This window comes from Paenibacillus sp. UASWS1643, assembly GCF_008693195.1.
Taxonomy (GTDB): Bacteria; Bacillota; Bacilli; order Paenibacillales; family Paenibacillaceae; genus Paenibacillus; species Paenibacillus amylolyticus_B.
This window is the reverse complement of the sequence record NZ_VXKZ01000105.1, coordinates 168,795-188,979: the sequence shown is the minus strand read 5'-3', so window position 1 is coordinate 188,979 and position 20,185 is coordinate 168,795. Positions and strand designations below refer to the sequence as shown.

Here is a 20,185-nt window from a genome sequence, read left to right as displayed (position 1 = left end):
TATCCACAAATTCAATAACTTGTGTATAATTTTTAGTCACAACACAATATATTGTTTATAAACTGTTTAATTTTCGACAGAATGACCCAAAAACCAAAAATGTTTTATACACAGGTTATCCGTCAAATGATGCCAAATTGTGTGTAAAAGTATTCTTCGTTTGTGAATAACCTGTCTGTGGATAACCATGAAGTGAAAATGAAGTATGATTGAGATCGGAAAAAGCCTGACCCCTCACCCTCGTGTTTTTTTGCCAATGGGGTGATAATGAAAGCGACGAATTCAGTGTCTGGATGGGAGACGGAGAAGGGAGTAAACTCAATGCTTTTAATTGAACAAGATCAGTGATGTATTTTCTGAGCAGATGGTAATTCTGTGACGGCAATGTATAAGAATAATGGACATAGATGATTTCATTTTGAGACATATGTATGTGAATTATTAGGATCAAGAGGTAAGCTGATGCTCGAATATGGAGGTTGAAGTGTATGAATGTATAATATGAATTCAAAGGATAGATTATGCGTGTATAGCAAAAGAGGTTGTCGCCCAAAACCGATTTTTGGTTTTGGGCGACAACCTCTTTTTTTGGTGCAGAGACGAAGTATGGATTGATGATTTAGAGACGGGGAAGGGACATCTTACGCTGGAATTCAGCGATATCTGCGTATTCCTCTTCCAGTTTGCGAGAGATCCGAATAAAGATGGGCAGCAGCTCCTGGTAGACTACAGCATTCTCTTTGACAGGGGTATGCCGATGCGTTGTACCCACCATGGAAGAAACGGCATGAAGCGATTGGATCCGCCCTGTAGCGTACAAACCAAGCACGACGGCACCCAGACAGGAACTTTCGAAACTCTCGGGTACAACCACTTCCTGATTGAAGATATCGGACATCATCTGGCGCCAGAGAGGAGAACGCGCAAACCCACCTGTGGCTTGAATAGAGGTAGGTTGCCCAATCTGTTCTTCCATAGCTAGCAGTACCGTGTATAGGTTGAAAATAACCCCTTCCAGGACAGCACGGATCATATGCTCTTTCTGGTGATGGAGGGTTAAGCCAAAAAAGGAACCACGGGCATCGGGATTCCATAAAGGGGCACGTTCGCCCGAAAGGTACGGATGAAACAGAAGTCCTTCCGATCCCGGCCGGACACGTTCGGCAATTTTGGTCAGCACATCATAGGAATTGATGCCAAGTCGCTTCGCTGTCTCCACTTCAGACGCAGCGAATTCATCCCGTACCCAACGAAACAGCATGCCACCGTTATTCACAGGTCCACCAATGACCCAAAGATTCTCTGTGAGGGCATAACAGAAGGTTCGACCTTTGGGATCGGTAACCGGACGGTCTACAACGGTACGAATGGCACCGCTGGTTCCGATGGTTGCTGCGACAACACCAGGTTCAATGGCGTTTACGCCGAGATTGGATAAAACCCCGTCACTTGCGCCAATAACAAAGGGTGTGGAGGGGGAGAGAGCCATTTTTTCAGCCGCTTCGTGATTCATTCCTTCTAATATATGTGTTGTGGGCACGAGCTTCGAGAGATGTTCTGGTGTAATGCCTGCAATCTCAAGGGCTTCCACGTCCCAGTCCAGTTGTTCCAGATTGAGCAAACCTGTGCAAGAAGCAATGGAATGGTCGACGACATATTGTCCGAATAGACGGAAGAACAGATATTCTTTAATAGAAATAAATTTCGCTGTACGCTCAAAAATTTCAGGCTCATCGTGGCGCAGCCACATTAATTTGGTCAGTGGTGACATGGGATGGATGGGCGTACCTGTGCGCAGATAGATGCGATGCCCCAATCCATTCTCTTGCAGCTGGGCAGACCATGCTGCACTTCGATTATCCGCCCAGGTGATGCAACGGGTTAAGGGTGTGTTATCCTGTCCCATGGCAATGACACTATGCATAGCCGAGCTGCAGGATACAAACAGGATCTGCTCGGCAGCAACACCACTCTGTTCCATGACTCCACGCACAGAGCGGAGGGCCGCTTGCACAATCTCTTCAGGGTCCTGTTCGGCAACATCGGGTGCAGGGGTGTACAAAGGGTACTCCTGTGTTGAGGTGCTGATGACGGAGCCTTGCTCGGTAAATAACACGGATTTGGTACTGGTTGTACCAATATCGATCCCAATCATATAGTTGTTCATGTATTTAATCCTTCTTTCTCCAGAAAGCGATGAGATTTTAATTTCTTTCTACTATAGAGACCCCATTTATACCACTGTACTCAGAAGCAAAATAAAGATCAGTCCAACCACGGATAATAGTGTTTCCATAACGGTCCACGTTTTCAATGTCTGGGAAACGCTCATATTAAAGAATTCTTTGATCATCCAGAATCCCGCATCATTCACATGAGACAAGATGAGCGACCCTGCACCTGTAGCGAGTACAACCAGCTCAATATTGACACCTGGTGTGAGTGCAAGCACTGGAGCGACAATGCCGGCAGCAGTTGTCATGGCTACGGTTGCTGAACCGGTAGCTACACGAATGAGCGCAGCGACAAGCCAGGCAAACAGGATGATGTTGATGTTGGCATGGGTAGCGACATCAGCAATGGCGTTACCTACACCACTATTGATCAATACCTGTTTGAAGGCACCGCCTCCACCAATGATGAGAATGATGGTCGCCGTAGGTGCCAGACATTCACTGGTGAAGCGAGAGATATCATGTTTGGTGAATCCACGTGCAAAGCCTAGTGAAAAGAGGGCAAACACAACTGAAATGAGCAGAGCAATGATCTCATGACCGATAAATTCACTGAAAACAGTGAAGCCGCTCGTGGCATTTGGGTCAATGATGCTTGCTATGGAACCAATCAGCATCAAAATAACCGGCAGCAATATGGTAAACAGGGTAATACCAAACCCGGGCATGTTGCTGTTTGTTTTGGTTGCGAATTGTTCAGCCAGTTCAGCTGGCGGTTCGGTGTGTATTCTTTTACCTATAAATTTACCAAACAAAGGACCTGCAATAATTGCTGTAGGAATACCAACAATCAGGGAGTACAAAATGGTTTTACCCAGATCCGCGCTGTAGGCTTCAATCGCTATCATTGGCGCGGGGTGGGGAGGAACCAAACCGTGAACAGTCGACAGACCGGCCAAAATGGGAATACCGATCTGAAGCAGAGACATATTAGTTTTGCGTGCAACGGTGAAGATGATCGGAATCATCAAAATTACGCCGACTTCGAAGAAAACAGGAATACCAACGATAAATCCAACAATCATCATGGCCCAGTGCACACGTTTCACACCAAACCGATCCACCAATGTAGTTGCAATGCGCTCGGCACCACCAGATTCGGCCATCATCTTACCAAGCATCGTACCGAGAGCAATAACAATTGCGATGGTTCCAAGTGTGCCGCCAAGTCCCCCGGTAATGGAAGAGATTACATCGGCAGGTTTCATGCCTGTAAGCAAACCAAGCATTAATGCGGACAACAGCAGGGTGATAAAGGGATTCCATTTATACTTGGAGATCAAAACGATCAGAAAAACGATCGCAATTAACGTCCAGATCAATAATGTTGCGTTGTGGGATAGTCCAAAAAGAGTGCTCATGATGTTGTGTGCTCCTTTATTTCTGATATAGAACGCTTACAAGTAAAATTATCGTCAACAATTAATTGTGTGCCAGTACTGCAGAAGGTGTTGGCGAAAAAATGTAGTTTTATCATGCCCAAATTTGAAACAAAATCGCATTTTGTATACTTGTCGACAAGTTAAGCCGCAATCACTCACAGCGGATATGATTGCAAACACCCTGCTCCTTTTAGGAATCAAAGCTTTCGTGCAGGGTTTTACCGGAATCCTGGAAATACGTGCGGACTCCAGCCTGAATGAGCATTTTGTCACCGGATTCAAGTGCTTCAACGAGCAAACGGTGTTTTTCAATTACAGCGCTTACTTTCTGCTCACCTTGAACAAATACTCTGCGCGTCGTGAGCAGCATAACGGTCATCACAACATATCGAATACTCTTCCATAGATGTGAAATACGGGAATGCTGAGCAGCCTCAATGATGGTTTCGTGGAAAACGAGATCCTGATAGGCAAATTCGACGGCGTCCTGATGCCGTCCAGCAAGTTGCATTTTGTCGATCACGTTACGCAGCTGGGTGATTAATGATTCTGGGACTTCACCAGCGAGTCGCTGCTGCACAAAACTTTCAATCAGGAAACGGACATCATACAATTCTTCGACATCCTTGATTCGTAGTCCAATGACAACAACACCCATACGTTCAAGTCGAATAAGTCCTTCATTGGACAATGTTCGTAACGCTTCTCGGACAGGTGAACGACTGCTGTCAAAATCAGCCGCAATTCGATTTTCCGACAAAATCTCTCCAGGTCGAAGGGTACCGCTAATGATCCGCAGCCTTAATTCGCAGGCAATAGCTTCGCCACGGGAAGCCCCTTGAAGCCAGGAAGAAGGAAATAACATATGGCTAACGCTCCTATTAATAAGTAATCAGTTCATTACTGATCATAACATAACTATTTTGCAGACTGGACATTCAGTTCAATCCATAGTCTGTAGCCACAAGCTAACGGCTAATGTTTTTTTCAAAGGACTACTTGTATACAAGATGTGATTTTTATCCTACACCTTTCTCAAAAGCTTGTAAACCATAATTGAAGCGGATACAACATTATTGGAATTCGGCAATATCAATAGCCTATAATCATTATCCACATGTGAATAACTTCAAACAGAATGGAATAAAGGAGATAGCAGGCATTGGAGGGTGTGGATAACTATAAATGATGAAATATGGTGTTCTGATTAGGGTCTGGGGATAACTTTCAGGACTCTCTTTGAGGCTTGGTAACGGGATTCAAGTGAACGGACTGTGGTCATTACTTTGGATGAGCTGGAGAGGATATATAAAAGAGGGAGAAGCTGTGCGTCTTGCAGTTGACTTTTGCAGGTGGACATGGTTAAATATATAAAGGTGTTTTCTGTGAAGATGAAAGTGATTCATCACATAAGTATTTCCTTGTGAGGAGGTGCAATACATTGAGACCTACATTCAAACCGAACGTTAGCAAACGTAAAAAAGTTCATGGTTTCCGGAAAAGAATGAGCACGAGCAACGGCCGTAAAATTTTGGCCGCACGTCGCCTTAAAGGCCGTAAAAACCTGAGTGCTTAATGCATTGAAGACCACCGAGGTGGTCTTTTTTTTCTTAATGAGCTCAATTCAGACTGGATGCTGGTACAGATCAGGTCTGAAAGGTCTGCGAAAAAGTGCTGAACACACACGATGTATGTGGAGTGAGTTTTCCATTTTACGAAAACTTACCTTTATATAAGGATGAATGTTGTTTCGTTTCATTTGGCCGAGTAGCAATTATCCCGGATGAATGATTATGCGGTTCAATTAGCCGATCAACAATTCGTCCAAATGAAGTTGTCGCCAAGACGGTTTACCGTCATTCAAGAAAGCCTATACTAAATCAGTAATGAGGCCTCCGTCAATAACAATGATGGAGAACAGCAAGGAGAAGTGCCGTGTATAAAAGACTGCGTCTACGAAACCGGGCGGACTTTAGCCGCGTATACCGGTATGGAAAATCGTTTGCCAATCATCAATTCGTGGTGTATGGCTGTCGCCGTAAAGATACGGAACAATTCCGGGTCGGTGTATCCTGCAGCAAGAAAATCGGAAACGCTGTCGTACGCAACCGGATGAGACGCATGATTAAGGAAATTGTTCGTCATCATGAACATGAGATCGTTACGCAGATGGATCTGATTTTTATCGTCAGAAAAGGTGCGCTGGACATGCCCTATAAGGAAATGGAAAAAAGCCTGCTCCATGCGATGCGCAAGGGCTCACTTTTGAAGTCAAGTAAGCGGTAAGCTTCGGTTTATTTGTCCTCCTAATTATGGTATGATTTACGGTGGAATGGAATGGTTAAGAGAGGGGTTATGAAGTGTCGCGATTGAAGACATCAAAGGGGAAGTGGATTCTCCTCATTGCAGTCATTGCAATGGTCACCGTACTCGCCGGATGTACTCCACAAGGAGCCGGGGTTACTACGGAAGATCTGAAGAACAGTGGCTCATTCTGGCAAAGTAATGTTGTATATTGGTTTTCACTAGCGCTCGATACATTCGCCAACTGGTTTAACGGTGAATATGGACTGGCTGTCCTCGTGATGGTGCTTATTGTACGGACATTGATTTTACCATTAACAATGAAACAAGTCCGTAGCTCCAAAGCCATGCAGGCAATTCAGCCGCAACTGAAGGAGATTCAAGCGAAGTATAAAGATACACCTGAGAAAGTTCAGCAAGAAACAATGAAGTTGTTTCAGGAGAACAAAGTTAATCCGATGGCTGGTTGTCTGCCGCTTATAATTCAGATGCCGATTTACATCGCACTTTATAACTCAATTTATGGTAACTCCAGTCTGAGAACCCATGATTTCTTGTGGCTCCAGCTCGGGGAACCGGATCACCTGTTTATTTTGCCAGTGCTTGCTGCCATCACAACATTCATTCAAACATGGATGATGATGCGGATGAACCCTGCACAGCAAGTTGGTCCGATGCAGTTTATGCTTTGGGTATACCCAATTTTGATCTTCGTGATGTCTTACCAGTTCCCGTCAGCACTTCCGCTGTACTGGTTCTACAGTAACATCTACACGATCGTGCAAAACTATTTCCTTTACCGGAATAATGATAAAATCGTGGCTGAGGTCAACGTGAAGCAGAATAGCTCTTCCAAAAATGGAGCTAAACGCAAAAACGGTGGCAAAGCGACCGTCTCTGGAAAAGGGTCGAAAGGGGCCAAAAAATCGAAATGACCAAAGTCATTACGTCAGGAAAAACCGTTGAAGATGCTGTAAACCAAGGATTGACCGAGCTTGGCGTAAGTCGGGACAAGGTCGAGATACAAGTGTTAGAGCAGCCGTCAAAAGGATTCCTGGGTTTGTTCGGGGTGAGGGCGGCCAAAGTAGAAGTGAAATTATTGCCTTTACCGGAAGTTGTTCCACAGCCGATCAAGCCAGCTGCATACAAACCTGAAGTAGATGCATTACTTGAGGATGTTGCAGCTAAAAATCCCTATGAAGAAGCGGTTGCTTTCTTGAAAGAGGTCGCAGCAGGTATGGGACTGGATGTTGAAGTGCATATCAAAAAACAGCGGGATGGACATATCTTCAATATTGCCGGCGAAGATCTGGGCATGATTATTGGCAGACGTGGACAAACGCTGGATGCGCTTCAGTATCTAACGAACATTGTAGCGAACCGATATTCGGAAAGCTTCGTTCGAATTGTGCTCGACGCGGAGAATTTCCGTCAACGTCGGCGGAAGACGCTGGAGGACCTGGCCGAAAGGTTGGCTGGACAAGCAATCCGTACCGGTAAGGAAGTTGTACTGGAACCAATGCCTCCACTCGAACGAAAAGTCATTCATGCAAAACTGCAAAACCACCCGCAGATTAAGACGTTAAGTAAGGGTGAAGAGCCTAATCGGCGTGTGGTTATTACGACGAAATAACACGAAATTGAAGACGCAATGGCTTCCTGCCCGGTGCAGAAGCCATTGCTTTTTTCGTACAGAAGCAATTTGATAAGGTGCGTTAGAACAAGTCAAGAGTGAACTTAATACGATAGGCAACATGTCATATGCTATATCATTAATAGATTTGAAAATGGATATGGCGTCCCCCGAGGGGCGGCAATTTTAAAATAGAGCAAGGAGAGATAAACCATGATCAGTGATACGATCACAGCGATATCAACGGCTGTCGGAGAGGCGGGCATCGCCGTGATCCGGGTCAGCGGCCCGGATGCAGTGTCGGAGACGGAAAAGATTTTTCGTAGTAAAACCCCTTTAACTCAGGCAGCATCTCACACGGTTCATTATGGTCATATCATAGATCCCGTTAATGGGGAAAAGATTGAGGAAGTACTGGTTACGGTAATGCGGGCACCACGCTCGTTCACAACAGAAGATGTGGTGGAGATCAGTGCGCATGGCGGTGTAGTGTCTGTTAAACGGGTCATGGACCTGTTGTTGCAACTTGATATTCGTCTGGCTGAACCCGGTGAGTTCACAAAGCGTGCTTTCCTTAATGGGCGGATTGATCTGTCTCAGGCTGAAGGTGTCATGGATCTTATTCGTTCCAAATCGGACAGGGCTTTCTCGGTTGCATTGAAACAGGTTGAAGGCAAACTGTCTTCCAAGTTGCGTGATCTACGATACACGTTGGTGGAAACACTGGCTCATATTGAAGTAAATATCGATTACCCCGAGCATGATGTGGAGTCGTTAACGTCTGATTTTATTAAAGAAAAGTCCAGTCAGGTTATGACTGAAATTGATAAATTGCTGACTACAGCAGAGCAAGGAAAGATCCTGCGAGAAGGTATCACGACTGCTATTGTTGGACGACCTAACGTAGGTAAATCCTCATTGATGAATACACTTGCGCAAGACAACCGGGCCATCGTCACGGACATTCCAGGAACAACTCGTGATGTGATCGAGGAGTTCATTACGATCAATAATATCCCGCTCAAGTTGCTTGATACGGCAGGAATCCGGGAAACGATGGACGTTGTAGAGAAGATCGGGGTAGAACGTTCTCGTTCTGCGGTAAGTGAAGCCGATCTGATCTTAATGGTTGTCAATGCTGCGGAGCCACTTCATCCCGATGAGATTGAATTATTGGAACAAATCCGCGGTAGACAATCGATAATCATTATGAATAAAATGGACTTAACGCCACAGGTAGAACGTGACGTGCTGCTTCGTTACATTCCGGAAGAACGGCTTGTACCGATGTCGGTGAAAGATGATCTGGGTGTGGATCGACTGGAAGATGCCATCTCTACGCTATTTTTCAGTGGTAAACTGGAGTCCGCAGACCTGACCTATGTCAGCAATGTGCGTCATATTGCTTTGCTCAAGAAAGCGAAGCAGTCCCTGGTTGATGCCTATGAAGCAGCAGAGCAGTTCATTCCAATCGATATGATTCAGATTGATGTTCGTTTGGCGTGGGAGCATTTGGGCGAGATTGTTGGAGATACAGCACATGATGCATTAATTGATCAGATTTTCTCCCAGTTCTGTCTAGGAAAGTAAAAAAATATACTGCGGATTGACTTGAATCGTAGTGTATGATGGAAAGGTACAATTTCTGCCTGTTGTCAAAGGATGGAATGATGTTGTAGCCATTACGTGTTGGTTTTATATAGATAGGAATGCAAGTTCCGAGGAACGGTTAGAAGTAGTTTCATTATTGTAGAACATGATCCGTCTGTGTGAGTTACACCAAATACAGCGGAATAAGGAGGTAAACGGGAATGGCTTTTGATGGCGGCAGTTATGATGTAATCGTCGTTGGTGCAGGACATGCTGGTGTGGAATCCGCGCTGGCCGCAGCTCGTATGGGGTCCAAAACACTAATGATTACGATCAATCTGGATATGGTGGCCTTTATGCCTTGTAACCCATCTATTGGGGGACCGGCCAAAGGACATGTTGTACGTGAGATTGATGCACTTGGTGGAGAAATGGGACGGAATATTGATAAAACCTTTATTCAGATGCGAATGCTTAACACGGGTAAAGGGCCTGCTGTTCACGCGCTTCGAGCTCAGGCAGATAAATTCTCCTACCAGCATAAAATGAAGGAAACGATGGAGAATGAACGTAATCTGACAATGCGTCAGGGTATGGTTGATCGACTGATCGTTGAAGACGGAAAATGTGTAGGCGTTGTGACTCAGACCGGAACAGAGTATCGGGCTAAAGCGGTCGTTCTGACGACAGGCACATACTTGCGTGGCAAAGTGATCATGGGTGAGTTGATGTATGAGAGTGGACCAAACAATCAACAACCATCTCTTAAATTGTCAGAGCATCTGCGTGAACTGGGCTTTGATCTGGTTCGTTTCAAAACAGGTACACCACCACGTGTGCATAAGGATACGATTGATTTTAGCAAAACCGAAATTCAGCCTGGCGATGATGAGCCGAAGTTCTTTTCCTATGAAACGGAATCTTCTGATAATGAGCAGTTGCCTTGCTGGTTGACGTATACATCTGTGGAAACACATCAGATTATTAATGATAATCTGCATCGTGCACCGATGTTTTCCGGTGTAATTGAAGGGACTGGACCGCGTTATTGCCCATCCATTGAGGATAAAATTGTCCGGTTCAGCGACAAACCGAAACATCAGATTTTCCTGGAGCCTGAAGGCAAAAATACATCGGAGTATTATGTGCAGGGACTATCTACAAGTCTGCCAGAAGATGTCCAACTTGCGGTTCTGCGCTCCATTCCAGGTATGGAAAAAGTGGAAATGATGCGTAACGGTTATGCGATTGAATACGATGCGATGGTGCCAACACAATTGTGGCCATCACTTGAAACCAAACGTCTGCCAGGTCTGTTCACAGCAGGTCAGATTAATGGTACTTCAGGTTATGAAGAAGCGGCTGGACAAGGCGTTATGGCTGGCATTAATGCAGCACGCAAAGTACAAGATAAAGAGCCGATCGTGCTTGATCGTTCTCAAGGTTATATTGGCGTGTTAATTGATGATTTGGTAACAAAGGGTACAAATGAACCGTATCGTCTGTTGACTTCACGCGCTGAATATCGTCTGTTACTTCGCCATGATAATGCAGATATGCGTTTGACGGAAATTGGACATGACATTGGCCTGATCCCTGAAGAGCGTTATGCGAAATTCCTGGATAAAAAGGCGAAAGTCGAGCAGGAAGTTGCACGTCTGAAAGTGGCTAAAGCTCGCCCGGTTGAAGTGAATGCCAAGCTGGAAGAGTACGGATCTACACCTATTCAGGATGGCAGTACGTTGCTTACCTTGTTGCGTCGCCCGGAGCTGGGGTATGAACTGATTGAACAGCTCTCACCATCTGAGGTAGAACTGACAGCAGATATGAAAGAACAAGTCGAAATACAAATTAAATATGCGGGTTATATTGAGAAACAATTGATTCACGTGGAACGTTTGCAAAAGATGGAGAAAAAGAAAATTCCGGACACCATCGTATATGATGAGATTCATGGTCTTGCTATGGAAGCCAAGCAGAAGCTCGCTACGATTCGTCCAATCTCGATTGGTCAGGCGTCTCGTATTGCTGGAGTTACTCCTGCCGACATCTCCATTCTGCTGGTCTACCTGGAGCATTATAACCGTGTAACCGCAGCAAGGGGACAATAATGGACGATATTCAACGGCAGCTTCAGCTGCGCTTGAAAGAACATGGGTTGGAACTGGGCGAACTCCAGTTGGAGCAATTCGAACTGTATTATCAGGAGCTGGTATCCTGGAATGAAAAGATGAATCTGACCGGAATTACGGATCGTGAGCAAGTGTATACCAAACATTTCTATGATTCGGTATCGCTGGCTTTTTATACTGACATGACCAAAGTGAATAAGCTTGCTGACATTGGATCTGGAGCGGGTTTTCCGGGATTACCCCTGAAGATCTGTTTCCCGCACATTAAGCTTACGATCATCGATTCATTGAATAAACGCATTGGCTTTCTACAGCATGTGGTAGATATCCTTGGCCTGACAGACGTAGAGTTGGTCCATGGACGTGCTGAAGAGATTGGACGCAAAGAAGGGTATCGTGACAGCTACGATCTCGTTACGGCGCGTGCAGTAGCCAAGCTGGCTGTGCTGAATGAATTCTGTCTTCCGTTTGTTCGTAAAAGTGGAATGTTCGCTGCGATGAAGGGCGGAGACCCCCGTGGGGAAATGAAGGAAGCGGAGTTCAGCTTCAATCAACTGAAAGGACGGGTTAAGGCCGTTCATCCATTCCAACTGCCAGTTGAAGAATCAGAGCGTCATATCATTCTGATTCAGAAATTTGATAAGACACCCCATAAGTATCCGCGCAAACCAGGCACTCCAATGAAGACTCCACTGATATAGTTACGTGATGGTTTTGAAGTGAGTCAAAATATAATATAATTTTAGACATAGATAAAGAGGATGTTTCACGTGAAACATTCTCTTTTTTTTGTTTTCTGAAATGGAGGACTGGATCAACATTACAGATACTCCGTATTACATACCTCTTGAAGAACCTGTAATGATGAATTTTACGTACACTAACTCATGAACAATTTCATTAATTGAATGTGTGCAAGTCGTCATATTTCCAATATTCACAAAGAAAAAGCAGGAAAATTAGCAGAGTTTAAAGAATAGGTAAGCATAGGATTATGATAGAAAAGATGATAGAATAGAAGTATCCGATCCTGGGTCACAGCGATCATAGATTATATGTATAGATAGATGGATATGCGTTCGATGTTGTATGACAGGAAGCGTTATGAAAGGCAAAACTTATTCCAAGAACGATGCATGTGAAAGGTCGCTTATTGAATAAGAAGCACCTGCAAAGACTGTGGGAGCTATTACGAAACTAGGTGGTAATCTGCGGAATGAAAGAACAATTTTCGAAGTTGTTTGGTTTGGCGGAGCGCAATAACGGAGATGAGATCAAACAGATTCCGGTTAATGAAATTGTGAGCAGCCCATATCAACCCCGTACTATTTTTGATGATGATAAAATTGATGAGTTGTTGCAAACGATCAAAACACATGGTGTAATTCAGCCTATTGTCGTTCGCGTGCGAAATGGATCATATGAGATTATTGCCGGGGAACGTCGCTGGCGTGCAGTTCGAAAATTGGGTTTGGATACGATTCCGGCTATTGTGCGTGAATTCAACGACTCTCAGGCCGCATCCATTGCACTGATTGAGAACTTGCAACGTGAAGGATTGACCTCAATTGAGGAAGCTGTCGCTTATCAGAAGCTGATCGACTTGCATCAACTGACACAGGAAAGTCTGGCACAACGACTCGGCAAAAGCCAGTCAACCATCGCCAACAAAATTCGATTGTTACAGCTTCCAGAAGGCATTAAGGCCGCATTGATGGAACGCAAAATTTCTGAACGGCATGCAAGAGCGTTACTTTCTCTGGATACGGAAGAACTGCAGATGAAGTTGCTCGGTGAGATTATCGAAAAGGAATTGAATGTGAAACAGACAGAGGCACGTGTTGCCTTCTACAAGGAATCTTCTAAGATTAAAAAGTCTAGACGTGTTTCCTTTACCAAGGATGTAAGGCTTGCACTTAATACAATTCGCCAATCCATTGATATGGTAACTGGCTCTGGTCTGGACATCAAAACAAAAGAAGCAGACCATGAGGATCATTATGAGATCGTTATCCATATTCCAAAACGCAAATAATTGAAGCTTATGGCGGCAATAGGCCGCTTTTTATGTCTATAAAGCAAGTTAGGTCTGACATTTTTAAAGAACGGTCGGTATATTGATGGAACGGTAGTTGTTGTTTGTGTGGACGATAGCCGCCTGCTTTTTGTTAACAATATCTCACAACCTACAGAAAAGACTCCTATTTTATTTGAGGTGAAGTAATTGTCTAAGATTATGGCCGTAGCAAATCAAAAGGGCGGTGTGGGGAAAACGACGACATCTGTTAACTTGGGTGCAGGACTGGCTTCACTCGGGAAAAGAGTATTGCTTGTCGATATTGACCCTCAGGGGAATACAACCAGCGGAGTCGGAATCAATAAAGCAGATGTGGCTAATTGTATATATGATGTCATTATTAATGAGGTTCCTCCTCAAGAAGCGATTGTGGAGACTCAAATTGAAGGCCTTCATATCATACCTGCAACGATTCAGCTTGCCGGAGCCGAGATCGAATTGGTGTCCACGATATCACGGGAAGTTCGCCTGAAAAAATCACTCGCCATGGTGAAAAAAAACTATGATTACATACTGATTGATTGTCCACCATCTCTTGGTATGTTAACGATCAATTCGTTGACTGCTTCCGATTCGGTGATCATTCCGATTCAGTGTGAGTATTATGCACTTGAAGGATTAAGTCAGTTGCTCAATACGGTTCGCCTGGTACAGAAACATCTGAATACATCCCTGCAGATTGAAGGGGTATTGCTGACGATGTTTGATGCGCGGACCAATCTGGGGATTCAGGTTATTGAAGAAGTGAAAAAGTATTTTCAACAAAAAGTATATCAAACAATTATTCCGCGTAACGTACGGCTTAGTGAAGCACCATCTCATGGTCAATCCATTATTACGTATGACCCTCGTTCAAGAGGGGCGGAAGTGTACTTAGAGCTCGCAAAGGAAGTGATTTCTTATGAGTAAGCGGCTTGGAAAAGGTCTTGATGCCCTCATTCCTTCGCTTTCAATTAATGACGATGATAAAGTCGTAGAAATCCCGATTAGTCAACTGCGGGCTAACCCCTATCAACCACGTAAAGTATTTGATGAGGGCGCAATACATGAACTGGCTGAGTCCATTCGTCAGCATGGTGTCATACAACCCATTATTGTTCGTCCTGTATTACGAGGTTATGAGATTATTGCCGGAGAACGAAGGTTCAGAGCTTCGCAATATTGTGGTAATGCCACGGTACCGGCTGTAGTCCGGAACTTCAGTGATCAGCAGGTAATGGAGATTGCTTTGATTGAGAATCTGCAACGGGAGAATCTTAACGCCATGGAAGTTGCAGTTGCTTATCAGGGGTTAATGGATCAATTCGCGTTAACTCAGGAAGAGTTGTCTGTAAAAGTAGGTAAATCACGCTCTCACATTGCTAACTTCTTGCGTCTGTTATCGTTGCCGGAAGAAGTAAAAGACCATGTTTCACGTGGAACATTATCTATGGGACATGCACGTGCGATCGTTGGTGTGAAAGACGAGGTTGTGGTGAAGCAACTTGCCAAACAAACCATTGATCAGCAATGGAGTGTACGTGAGTTGGAGGAAGCTGTTCAACAATTGGATCGATCCAAAACAGGTGAGGCTAAAGCCAAATCGAAGTTAAAAAAGAAAGATCCATTCATTGATACGTTGGAAGAATCTCTGCGTGAACGTTTCAAAACAACAGTGAAAATCAAGCACAATAAAGATAAAGGTAAAATTGAGCTCAACTACTACAGTCAACAGGATCTAGAACGGCTATTGGAATTGTTACAATAACAGTCGGGTCTATGATTCATTAACAACATGCGGGGCTTACTCATGTCATGACATATCGCCTCTGTACCATGGAGAAACGATATGTCATTCTTTGTTTATAGGGTTATATGTGCACTATGTGCAGGGGAATTATTAAATTATGGGACAGAGGTGGTTGTGAGGTGGAGGGAGTTATCTATCTAGATCATGCAGCAACATCTTGGCCCAAACCACCTGCTGTCGGTGATGCGATGTTGAGTGCATTGGAGATTGCCGGAGCCAATCCTGGCAGAGGAAGTCACCGGATGGCTGTTCAGGCAAGTCGTGTATTGTTCGAGACGAGAAAATCCATATCCAATATCTTTGGAATCAAAAATGCGAATGATATTGCATTCGGATCAAATACGACAGAAGCACTGAATCTGGCGATTCAAGGCTCGCTCAGAGAGGGCGACCATGTGATTGCCACCATGGCTGAACATAACTCAGTCAGACGACCACTAGAGTATATGCGCAGACTCCGAAATGTGGAGATTGATTATGTACCTGTTGATGCTTCGGGAGCCATTGATCTGATGCAAATGGAACGTATGTTTCGTTCCAATACCAGATTGGTGGTATGTACACATAGTTCGAATCTGCTTGGCAGTATTCTTCCTATTGGAGAAATTTCGCTCCTATGTCGTAAACATCGGGCGATCTTATTGGTAGATGCGGCGCAGAGTGCTGGGGTTATGCCTGTGAATGTACAACAATTGGGCATTGATATGTTGGCTTTTCCAGGGCACAAAGGACTGCTTGGTCCTCAGGGTACAGGGGGCTTGTACATTGCGCCAGAGCTCGATATAGAGCCTTTACTTCATGGAGGAACAGGAAGTCAGTCAGAAGCTCTGGAGCAGCCAAAGGTGCGTCCTGATCGGTATGAAGCGGGGACGCCGAATACAGTCGGGATCGCAGGGCTGAATGCGGGTGTAAAGCATGTACTTGAGATGACACCAGCGGTCATCTACCAACATGAATGGGAACTGACCCAACATATGATGGATGGGCTATCATCCGTTAAGGGCATTCGAATGCTTGGTCCAGAGATTGGACAGCCACGCACCGGATTAGTATCTTTTACTGTAGATGGGTATGATTCGGCACAACTCGCTTTCCGATTAGATCGGAATTATGGGATTGCGGTTCGCTCCGGTTTTCATTGCACACCGCTTGCACACGAATCTGCTGGTACAACCGCTACCGGAGCAGTAAGAGCTAGTGTGGGATACAATTCAACTAGAGAACATGTGGAAGCACTCGTTAAGGCAGTGCTGGAATTGACTGGAGCAGACTAAACTAGAGTTGAAATGATGAACTCACTGGATACAGGATTGCTTGATTAAGCTTATGGATATCGGGTTGATTTATAATGAATGATAATATTACAGGACAGACGTTAATCTGATCAAAAATATAGAGGGGTAGTTGCAATTACATGGCTGAATTAAACGAGCTGATTCTGGAACAGCTGTTATGGATTATTGGCGGAATGGCATTACTTACGGTGATCTTGCTGATTGTGAGTATTGTTCAAGGGGCAAAGTTACGAAAGTTTAAACGTAAATATGAAGCCATGATGGCTGGCAGTGGAGTAGAGGACCTGGAATCGTTGCTGATTAATCTGAAAATTCAGATGGACAGCATTGAGGATGAACACAAACTGCAAACGAATCAGCTGCAAGTTGTCATGCAAAAGCTGACCCGCATTCAAGGTAAAGTTGGCGTGAAAAGGTACAATGCTTATGGAGAGCGTGGCAGTGATCTGAGCTTCTCCATGGCCATGATTAATGATAGCCAGGATGGCATGATCCTTACGGGGATATATAACCGCGACGGTTCTTACGTATATGCCAAACCTCTTAAAGGGGGAGAGTCCACGTATACTCTGTCCCCAGAGGAAAAGGAAGCTATTACTCTGGCACAGCAAGCAGAGTAGAACGTGTATGCCATTCCCGGATGGCAGAGTACAGACTGCTGGATATAATCTCGGACATACGCATAACAAGACTGAGCCGTGTGTTCTGTAGAACAAAGTATTCCATAAAGCCGCCGACGTTAACGATACCTGTCAGATGGATATCGCCGACCGGCGGTAATTCTTTATTTACCCCCGCACCCGGCTTGAGTGGACCATTCACAACTTGAATGCATCCCACACTGGATGATTGTCCGAGACAGGCGTCAATGCCAATCACATAAGGGTTATGGTGTGTTTTCTGTATGTTGTGGAGTGTATCTTGCAGGTTCATCGCATGGACTGGTTCATCCAAGGTACCATATAGATGGAATAAAGGGCTGTCCCACTTGGAAAGGGCTGATCCGACCAGAGGACCAAGGCAGTCGCCTGTTGAGCGATCTGTGCCGATGCAGACAATCACTACATTTTGCAGAGAATGGGCTTTATAGAGATGGAACATTAAACGATGGGTAATGGCCGAGTGAATACCTGGATCGGTATGGGGGATTTTCAAACTGGTCATGTCTTGTGATGAAAAGGAACGCGAAGTAGGATTCATAGGATCTATCCTTTCCCTTGGAATAGTAGTAACAGTATATGGAAAGGTAGAGCGTTTTATACTTCACGAGGACAAGCTTTTTCTCCAGGGTTGGCCGTAAGGCGAAAGGAGCCGGATATGGACGAATGGATTAACGATTGGATGCTGATAGCATTTGATTCAACCCAGCAGGCAATGCGTGCTGAAATGCTGCTGGAGTTTGCTGAAATAGAAATCGACTTGTTCCCTACGCCAAAAGAAATTACAGCAGGGTGTGCGCTATGTATTCAGTTTCCAAAAGAGGATCTGGAGCGAGTGCAGAAGATCATTCGTAATGAGTTTGTAGAAATCCGAGGCCTCTATTTCAAAACAGAAGACAGCTATGATAACATACCGATGTAGAGGAGGCAGGATGGATGTTGCCATTTCAATTTGCTCAAGGGACTACGGCTAGCAGTCCCTTAACCGCCGTTGGCGAAGCCCTTCGTTGGACAGATAAAGTATGGAACAAAATTGCAGATCCCGATATGTGGCTTAACATTATGTTCAGCTCAATCCGGATCATCATTATTTTTATCATCACCCGTATTGTCATTAAGGTGGTATATCGCATTATAGATCGTTCCATGGAACGCAAGCAGGAAGGCAAGATTCGCGTGAATCCGCGCAGATTCGTGACCGTAGGGGAACTGTTGAAAAATGCGACCTCCATAACATGTAATTTCATTATGATTCTGCTACTGTTATCTGAGATCAATATCCAAGTTGGACCGTTACTCGCGAGTGCCGGTGTGCTCGGGCTTGCCATTGGTTTTGGTGCACAGGGTCTGGTCAAGGATGTTATTACCGGTTTCTTCATTATATTGGAGGACCAGTTCGCTGTGGGGGATGTTATTCAGACGGGAACCTACAAGGGAACGGTTGAAGTGATCGGACTTAGAACAACAAAACTGGTCAGCTGGCAAGGTGAGGTACACATTATCCCAAACGGGGCGATTGCAAGTGTAACGAACTACTCCATGTCGAATTCGCTGGCGGTAGTGGATATTCCGATGAAGGCGGACTTAAGTCTCGATGAGTCAGTACATTTGGTGAAAAAGTCTTTGGTGGGGATTGAAGAGCGTGATCTAAATATTGTGAAGGTGCCGGATGTGCTCGGTATTCAGTCGATGTCTACATCTGAGTATGTGGTGCGAATTGTGGCTGAATGTATGCCTAACTCTCGTGCTTCGGTGGAACGTCAGATTCAGGGCGATGTGAAAAAAACGTTGGAGTATCATGAGATGAGCAATCAAGCCGTATTGGAACAGGCAGTAGCTTTGGAGAAAGATGAGGGGGATGGCACAGGTGGAGCGTAAAAGTTTCCAGCTTGGGGATATCGTGCAGATGAAGAAGCAGCATCCCTGTGGCAGCAATGAGATGGAGATCATTCGTATGGGTATGGATATTCGGATCAAGTGTGTCGGATGTAAACACAGCGTGTTGATTCCAAGAGCGAAATTCGAGAAAAACATGAAGAAGGTACTGCGTTCAGCCGACGATTCCACTGAATCCTGATCTTGTAATAATTCGGTATGTAGTACGCGTAATAACGGTTACATGCAGGCCCCGCATGGGTGTTGCGTTCTGTAAATGATCATGCTATAATCAATATTGCTGCGGAAAGGTACCCAAGAGGCCCAAGGGGGCTGACTCGAAATCAGTTAGGCGTGTCACAGCGTGCGTGGGTTCGAATCCCACCCTTTCCGCCACTTCAATTGTAATTTACTCAATACACATTGAGTTTAATAAAAAGATCGATAAGAAGACTTTCCATTAGGAAAGTCTTTTTTGTATAACGTTTTATTGAATATGTATTGACCACGTATCCATATCAGATGCATCATTAATGACTAAAACGAAAAATAAAGAGCCCCGAAGGGCTCTTTATCCGGCGGTGCATTTGTTTGTTAGGAAACAATCGGTCGTAACAATCAGACACTTGGTGTACTGCACGTAGCAATACGCGTGCTTCAGACGAAGGGCCTTACAACACATAACCACTTGCTTCTTAAATTACGTGATGAATCTCCAACAGCGAATGATCGGCTTCGTTGTCCAACGGAACCACACCTCTCTCGTGCACCGCCTAATTGTATTATGTGCTTTATTCCGTTTTGTATACATGGATTGTGAAAAAAGTATTGCGATTAATGGACGCGGGCTTTGGTCAGCTTCTTCCACTTACGATTATGATTGCTTGTTTCGGGAAAAGCTTCACCTTTTTGCAGCGTTACCCGCTTTGGGTTCTGAATTTCAGTGACAAAACTTTTTTCCCCAACTTCCGTGTACTCTCCATCGTTTGGGGCTTTGTCTCCTGGTTCAAACTCGGTTTTTTCACCCATGATAAAACCTCCTCTGCAGATTATGTTACTTTGTTGCTTCTGTAGTGTGCTCCATAGCCGGGCTGATCATGTGCCAATATGTACAGGGAACGTTTGCTTGCACTTTAACTCGGTATTTGTTATATTAATATAGTTCGAGTTTGTGCTCGTTCCTTGCTCTCAACCTAGATTGAGGGCCAGAGTCCA

General features: G+C 44.7%; 20 protein-coding genes and 1 tRNA gene. 16 read left to right on the top strand and 5 right to left on the bottom strand.

Going from position 1 to position 20,185, the window contains the following annotated elements:
- Positions 1-619 precede the first annotated feature (619 nt).
- From gntK to FE296_RS12450, 3 genes are all read right to left on the bottom strand, one after another.
- Positions 620-2,167 (bottom strand): gluconokinase, encoded by a 1,548-nt coding sequence (gene gntK, locus FE296_RS12460; RefSeq protein WP_150365094.1) that lies wholly within the window; start codon positions 2,165-2,167, stop codon positions 620-622.
- A 66-nt stretch (positions 2,168-2,233) separates the two neighbouring features.
- On the bottom strand, positions 2,234-3,595 hold the full coding sequence (locus FE296_RS12455) for a GntT/GntP/DsdX family permease (protein WP_150365093.1): 1,362 nt from the start codon (positions 3,593-3,595) through the stop codon (positions 2,234-2,236).
- Between the two features lie 211 nt (positions 3,596-3,806).
- Positions 3,807-4,481 carry a GntR family transcriptional regulator gene (locus FE296_RS12450; RefSeq protein ID WP_124118702.1) on the bottom strand — a complete coding sequence of 225 codons (675 nt, stop codon included), beginning with the start codon at positions 4,479-4,481 and terminating at the stop codon, positions 3,807-3,809.
- Between the two features lie 576 nt (positions 4,482-5,057).
- On the opposite strand from FE296_RS12450, the gene rpmH reads away from it, so the two are divergent.
- From rpmH to FE296_RS12390, 12 genes are all read left to right on the top strand, one after another.
- Positions 5,058-5,192 (top strand): 50S ribosomal protein L34, encoded by a 135-nt coding sequence (gene rpmH / locus FE296_RS12445; RefSeq protein WP_017691413.1) that lies wholly within the window; start codon positions 5,058-5,060, stop codon positions 5,190-5,192.
- A gap of 359 nt (positions 5,193-5,551) precedes the next feature.
- Positions 5,552-5,902, top strand: coding sequence for a ribonuclease P protein component (rnpA, locus tag FE296_RS12440; protein WP_036611981.1), 351 nt, complete (start codon positions 5,552-5,554; stop codon positions 5,900-5,902).
- 74 nt (positions 5,903-5,976) lie between these two features.
- Entirely contained in the window at positions 5,977-6,855 is an 879-nt protein-coding gene (locus FE296_RS12435; RefSeq protein WP_124118701.1) for a YidC/Oxa1 family membrane protein insertase, read from the top strand.
- Positions 6,852-7,553 (top strand): RNA-binding cell elongation regulator Jag/EloR, encoded by a 702-nt coding sequence (jag, locus tag FE296_RS12430; protein WP_150365092.1) that lies wholly within the window; start codon positions 6,852-6,854, stop codon positions 7,551-7,553. Before FE296_RS12435 ends, jag begins: the two co-directional genes overlap by 4 nt.
- Before the next feature lie 213 nt (positions 7,554-7,766).
- The gene (mnmE, locus tag FE296_RS12425; protein ID WP_124118699.1) at positions 7,767-9,143 is read left to right on the top strand and encodes a tRNA uridine-5-carboxymethylaminomethyl(34) synthesis GTPase MnmE; all 1,377 of its coding nucleotides are present in this window, start codon (positions 7,767-7,769) and stop codon (positions 9,141-9,143) included.
- Positions 9,144-9,364: 221 nt separating this feature from the next.
- The gene (gene mnmG / locus FE296_RS12420) at positions 9,365-11,254 is read left to right on the top strand and encodes a tRNA uridine-5-carboxymethylaminomethyl(34) synthesis enzyme MnmG (RefSeq protein WP_091035227.1); all 1,890 of its coding nucleotides are present in this window, start codon (positions 9,365-9,367) and stop codon (positions 11,252-11,254) included.
- A complete protein-coding gene (rsmG, locus tag FE296_RS12415) occupies positions 11,254-11,976 on the top strand; it encodes a 16S rRNA (guanine(527)-N(7))-methyltransferase RsmG (RefSeq protein WP_150365091.1) in 723 nt (240 codons plus the stop codon). The genes mnmG and rsmG overlap by 1 nt, the downstream gene beginning before the upstream one ends.
- Before the next feature lie 515 nt (positions 11,977-12,491).
- Positions 12,492-13,310 (top strand): nucleoid occlusion protein, encoded by an 819-nt coding sequence (noc, locus tag FE296_RS12410; RefSeq protein ID WP_091012196.1) that lies wholly within the window; start codon positions 12,492-12,494, stop codon positions 13,308-13,310.
- Between the two features lie 189 nt (positions 13,311-13,499).
- Entirely contained in the window at positions 13,500-14,261 is a 762-nt protein-coding gene (locus FE296_RS12405) for a ParA family protein (protein ID WP_024629525.1), read from the top strand.
- Positions 14,254-15,099, top strand: coding sequence for a ParB/RepB/Spo0J family partition protein (locus tag FE296_RS12400; RefSeq protein ID WP_017691423.1), 846 nt, complete (start codon positions 14,254-14,256; stop codon positions 15,097-15,099). The genes FE296_RS12405 and FE296_RS12400 overlap by 8 nt, the downstream gene beginning before the upstream one ends.
- Positions 15,100-15,260: 161 nt before the next feature.
- The gene (locus FE296_RS12395; protein WP_150365090.1) at positions 15,261-16,415 is read left to right on the top strand and encodes an aminotransferase class V-fold PLP-dependent enzyme; all 1,155 of its coding nucleotides are present in this window, start codon (positions 15,261-15,263) and stop codon (positions 16,413-16,415) included.
- 140 nt (positions 16,416-16,555) lie between these two features.
- Positions 16,556-17,056 carry a DUF4446 family protein gene (locus FE296_RS12390; RefSeq protein ID WP_036671879.1) on the top strand — a complete coding sequence of 167 codons (501 nt, stop codon included), beginning with the start codon at positions 16,556-16,558 and terminating at the stop codon, positions 17,054-17,056.
- Here FE296_RS12390 and yyaC read toward each other — a convergent pair.
- Entirely contained in the window at positions 17,031-17,636 is a 606-nt protein-coding gene (gene yyaC, locus FE296_RS12385; RefSeq protein WP_036611957.1) for a spore protease YyaC, read from the bottom strand. The genes FE296_RS12390 and yyaC overlap by 26 nt on opposite strands.
- Positions 17,637-17,753: 117 nt before the next feature.
- On the opposite strand from yyaC, the gene FE296_RS12380 reads away from it, so the two are divergent.
- The 4 genes from FE296_RS12380 to FE296_RS12365 all read left to right on the top strand — a co-directional run bounded on the left by FE296_RS12380 (position 17,754) and on the right by FE296_RS12365 (position 19,366).
- Positions 17,754-18,017, top strand: a complete 264-nt coding sequence (locus FE296_RS12380) for a putative Se/S carrier protein (protein ID WP_190945171.1) — start codon at positions 17,754-17,756, stop codon at positions 18,015-18,017.
- 14 nt (positions 18,018-18,031) lie between these two features.
- Positions 18,032-18,973: a mechanosensitive ion channel family protein gene (locus FE296_RS12375; RefSeq protein WP_150365089.1), complete on the top strand. Its 942-nt coding sequence runs from the start codon at positions 18,032-18,034 to the stop codon at positions 18,971-18,973.
- Entirely contained in the window at positions 18,963-19,172 is a 210-nt protein-coding gene (locus FE296_RS12370; RefSeq protein ID WP_150365088.1) for a DUF951 domain-containing protein, read from the top strand. Before FE296_RS12375 ends, FE296_RS12370 begins: the two co-directional genes overlap by 11 nt.
- 103 nt (positions 19,173-19,275) lie before the next feature.
- Positions 19,276-19,366, top strand: a tRNA-Ser gene (locus tag FE296_RS12365).
- Positions 19,367-19,804: 438 nt separating this feature from the next.
- Here the strand turns inward: FE296_RS12365 and FE296_RS12360 are convergent.
- Positions 19,805-19,999 (bottom strand): YjzC family protein, encoded by a 195-nt coding sequence (locus FE296_RS12360; RefSeq protein ID WP_036671877.1) that lies wholly within the window; start codon positions 19,997-19,999, stop codon positions 19,805-19,807.
- Between the last annotated feature and the right edge of the window lie 186 nt (positions 20,000-20,185).

Excerpts from the sequence above, each read along its gene's own strand:
- gntK (WP_150365094.1), bottom strand. The coding sequence starts at position 2,167 with ATGAACAACTATATGATTGGGATCGATATTGGTACAACCAGTACCAAA.
- FE296_RS12455 (WP_150365093.1), bottom strand. The coding sequence starts at position 3,595 with ATGAGCACTCTTTTTGGACTATCCCACAACGCAACATTATTGATCTGG.
- FE296_RS12450 (WP_124118702.1), bottom strand. The coding sequence starts at position 4,481 with ATGTTATTTCCTTCTTCCTGGCTTCAAGGGGCTTCCCGTGGCGAAGCT.
- jag (WP_150365092.1), top strand. The coding sequence starts at position 6,852 with ATGACCAAAGTCATTACGTCAGGAAAAACCGTTGAAGATGCTGTAAAC.
- mnmE (WP_124118699.1), top strand. The coding sequence starts at position 7,767 with ATGATCAGTGATACGATCACAGCGATATCAACGGCTGTCGGAGAGGCG.
- mnmG (WP_091035227.1), top strand. The coding sequence starts at position 9,365 with ATGGCTTTTGATGGCGGCAGTTATGATGTAATCGTCGTTGGTGCAGGA.
- rsmG (WP_150365091.1), top strand. The coding sequence starts at position 11,254 with ATGGACGATATTCAACGGCAGCTTCAGCTGCGCTTGAAAGAACATGGG.
- noc (WP_091012196.1), top strand. The coding sequence starts at position 12,492 with ATGAAAGAACAATTTTCGAAGTTGTTTGGTTTGGCGGAGCGCAATAAC.
- FE296_RS12400 (WP_017691423.1), top strand. The coding sequence starts at position 14,254 with ATGAGTAAGCGGCTTGGAAAAGGTCTTGATGCCCTCATTCCTTCGCTT.
- FE296_RS12390 (WP_036671879.1), top strand. The coding sequence starts at position 16,556 with ATGGCTGAATTAAACGAGCTGATTCTGGAACAGCTGTTATGGATTATT.
- yyaC (WP_036611957.1), bottom strand. The coding sequence starts at position 17,636 with ATGAATCCTACTTCGCGTTCCTTTTCATCACAAGACATGACCAGTTTG.
- FE296_RS12380 (WP_190945171.1), top strand. The coding sequence starts at position 17,754 with ATGGACGAATGGATTAACGATTGGATGCTGATAGCATTTGATTCAACC.
- FE296_RS12375 (WP_150365089.1), top strand. The coding sequence starts at position 18,032 with ATGTTGCCATTTCAATTTGCTCAAGGGACTACGGCTAGCAGTCCCTTA.
- FE296_RS12360 (WP_036671877.1), bottom strand. The coding sequence starts at position 19,999 with ATGGGTGAAAAAACCGAGTTTGAACCAGGAGACAAAGCCCCAAACGAT.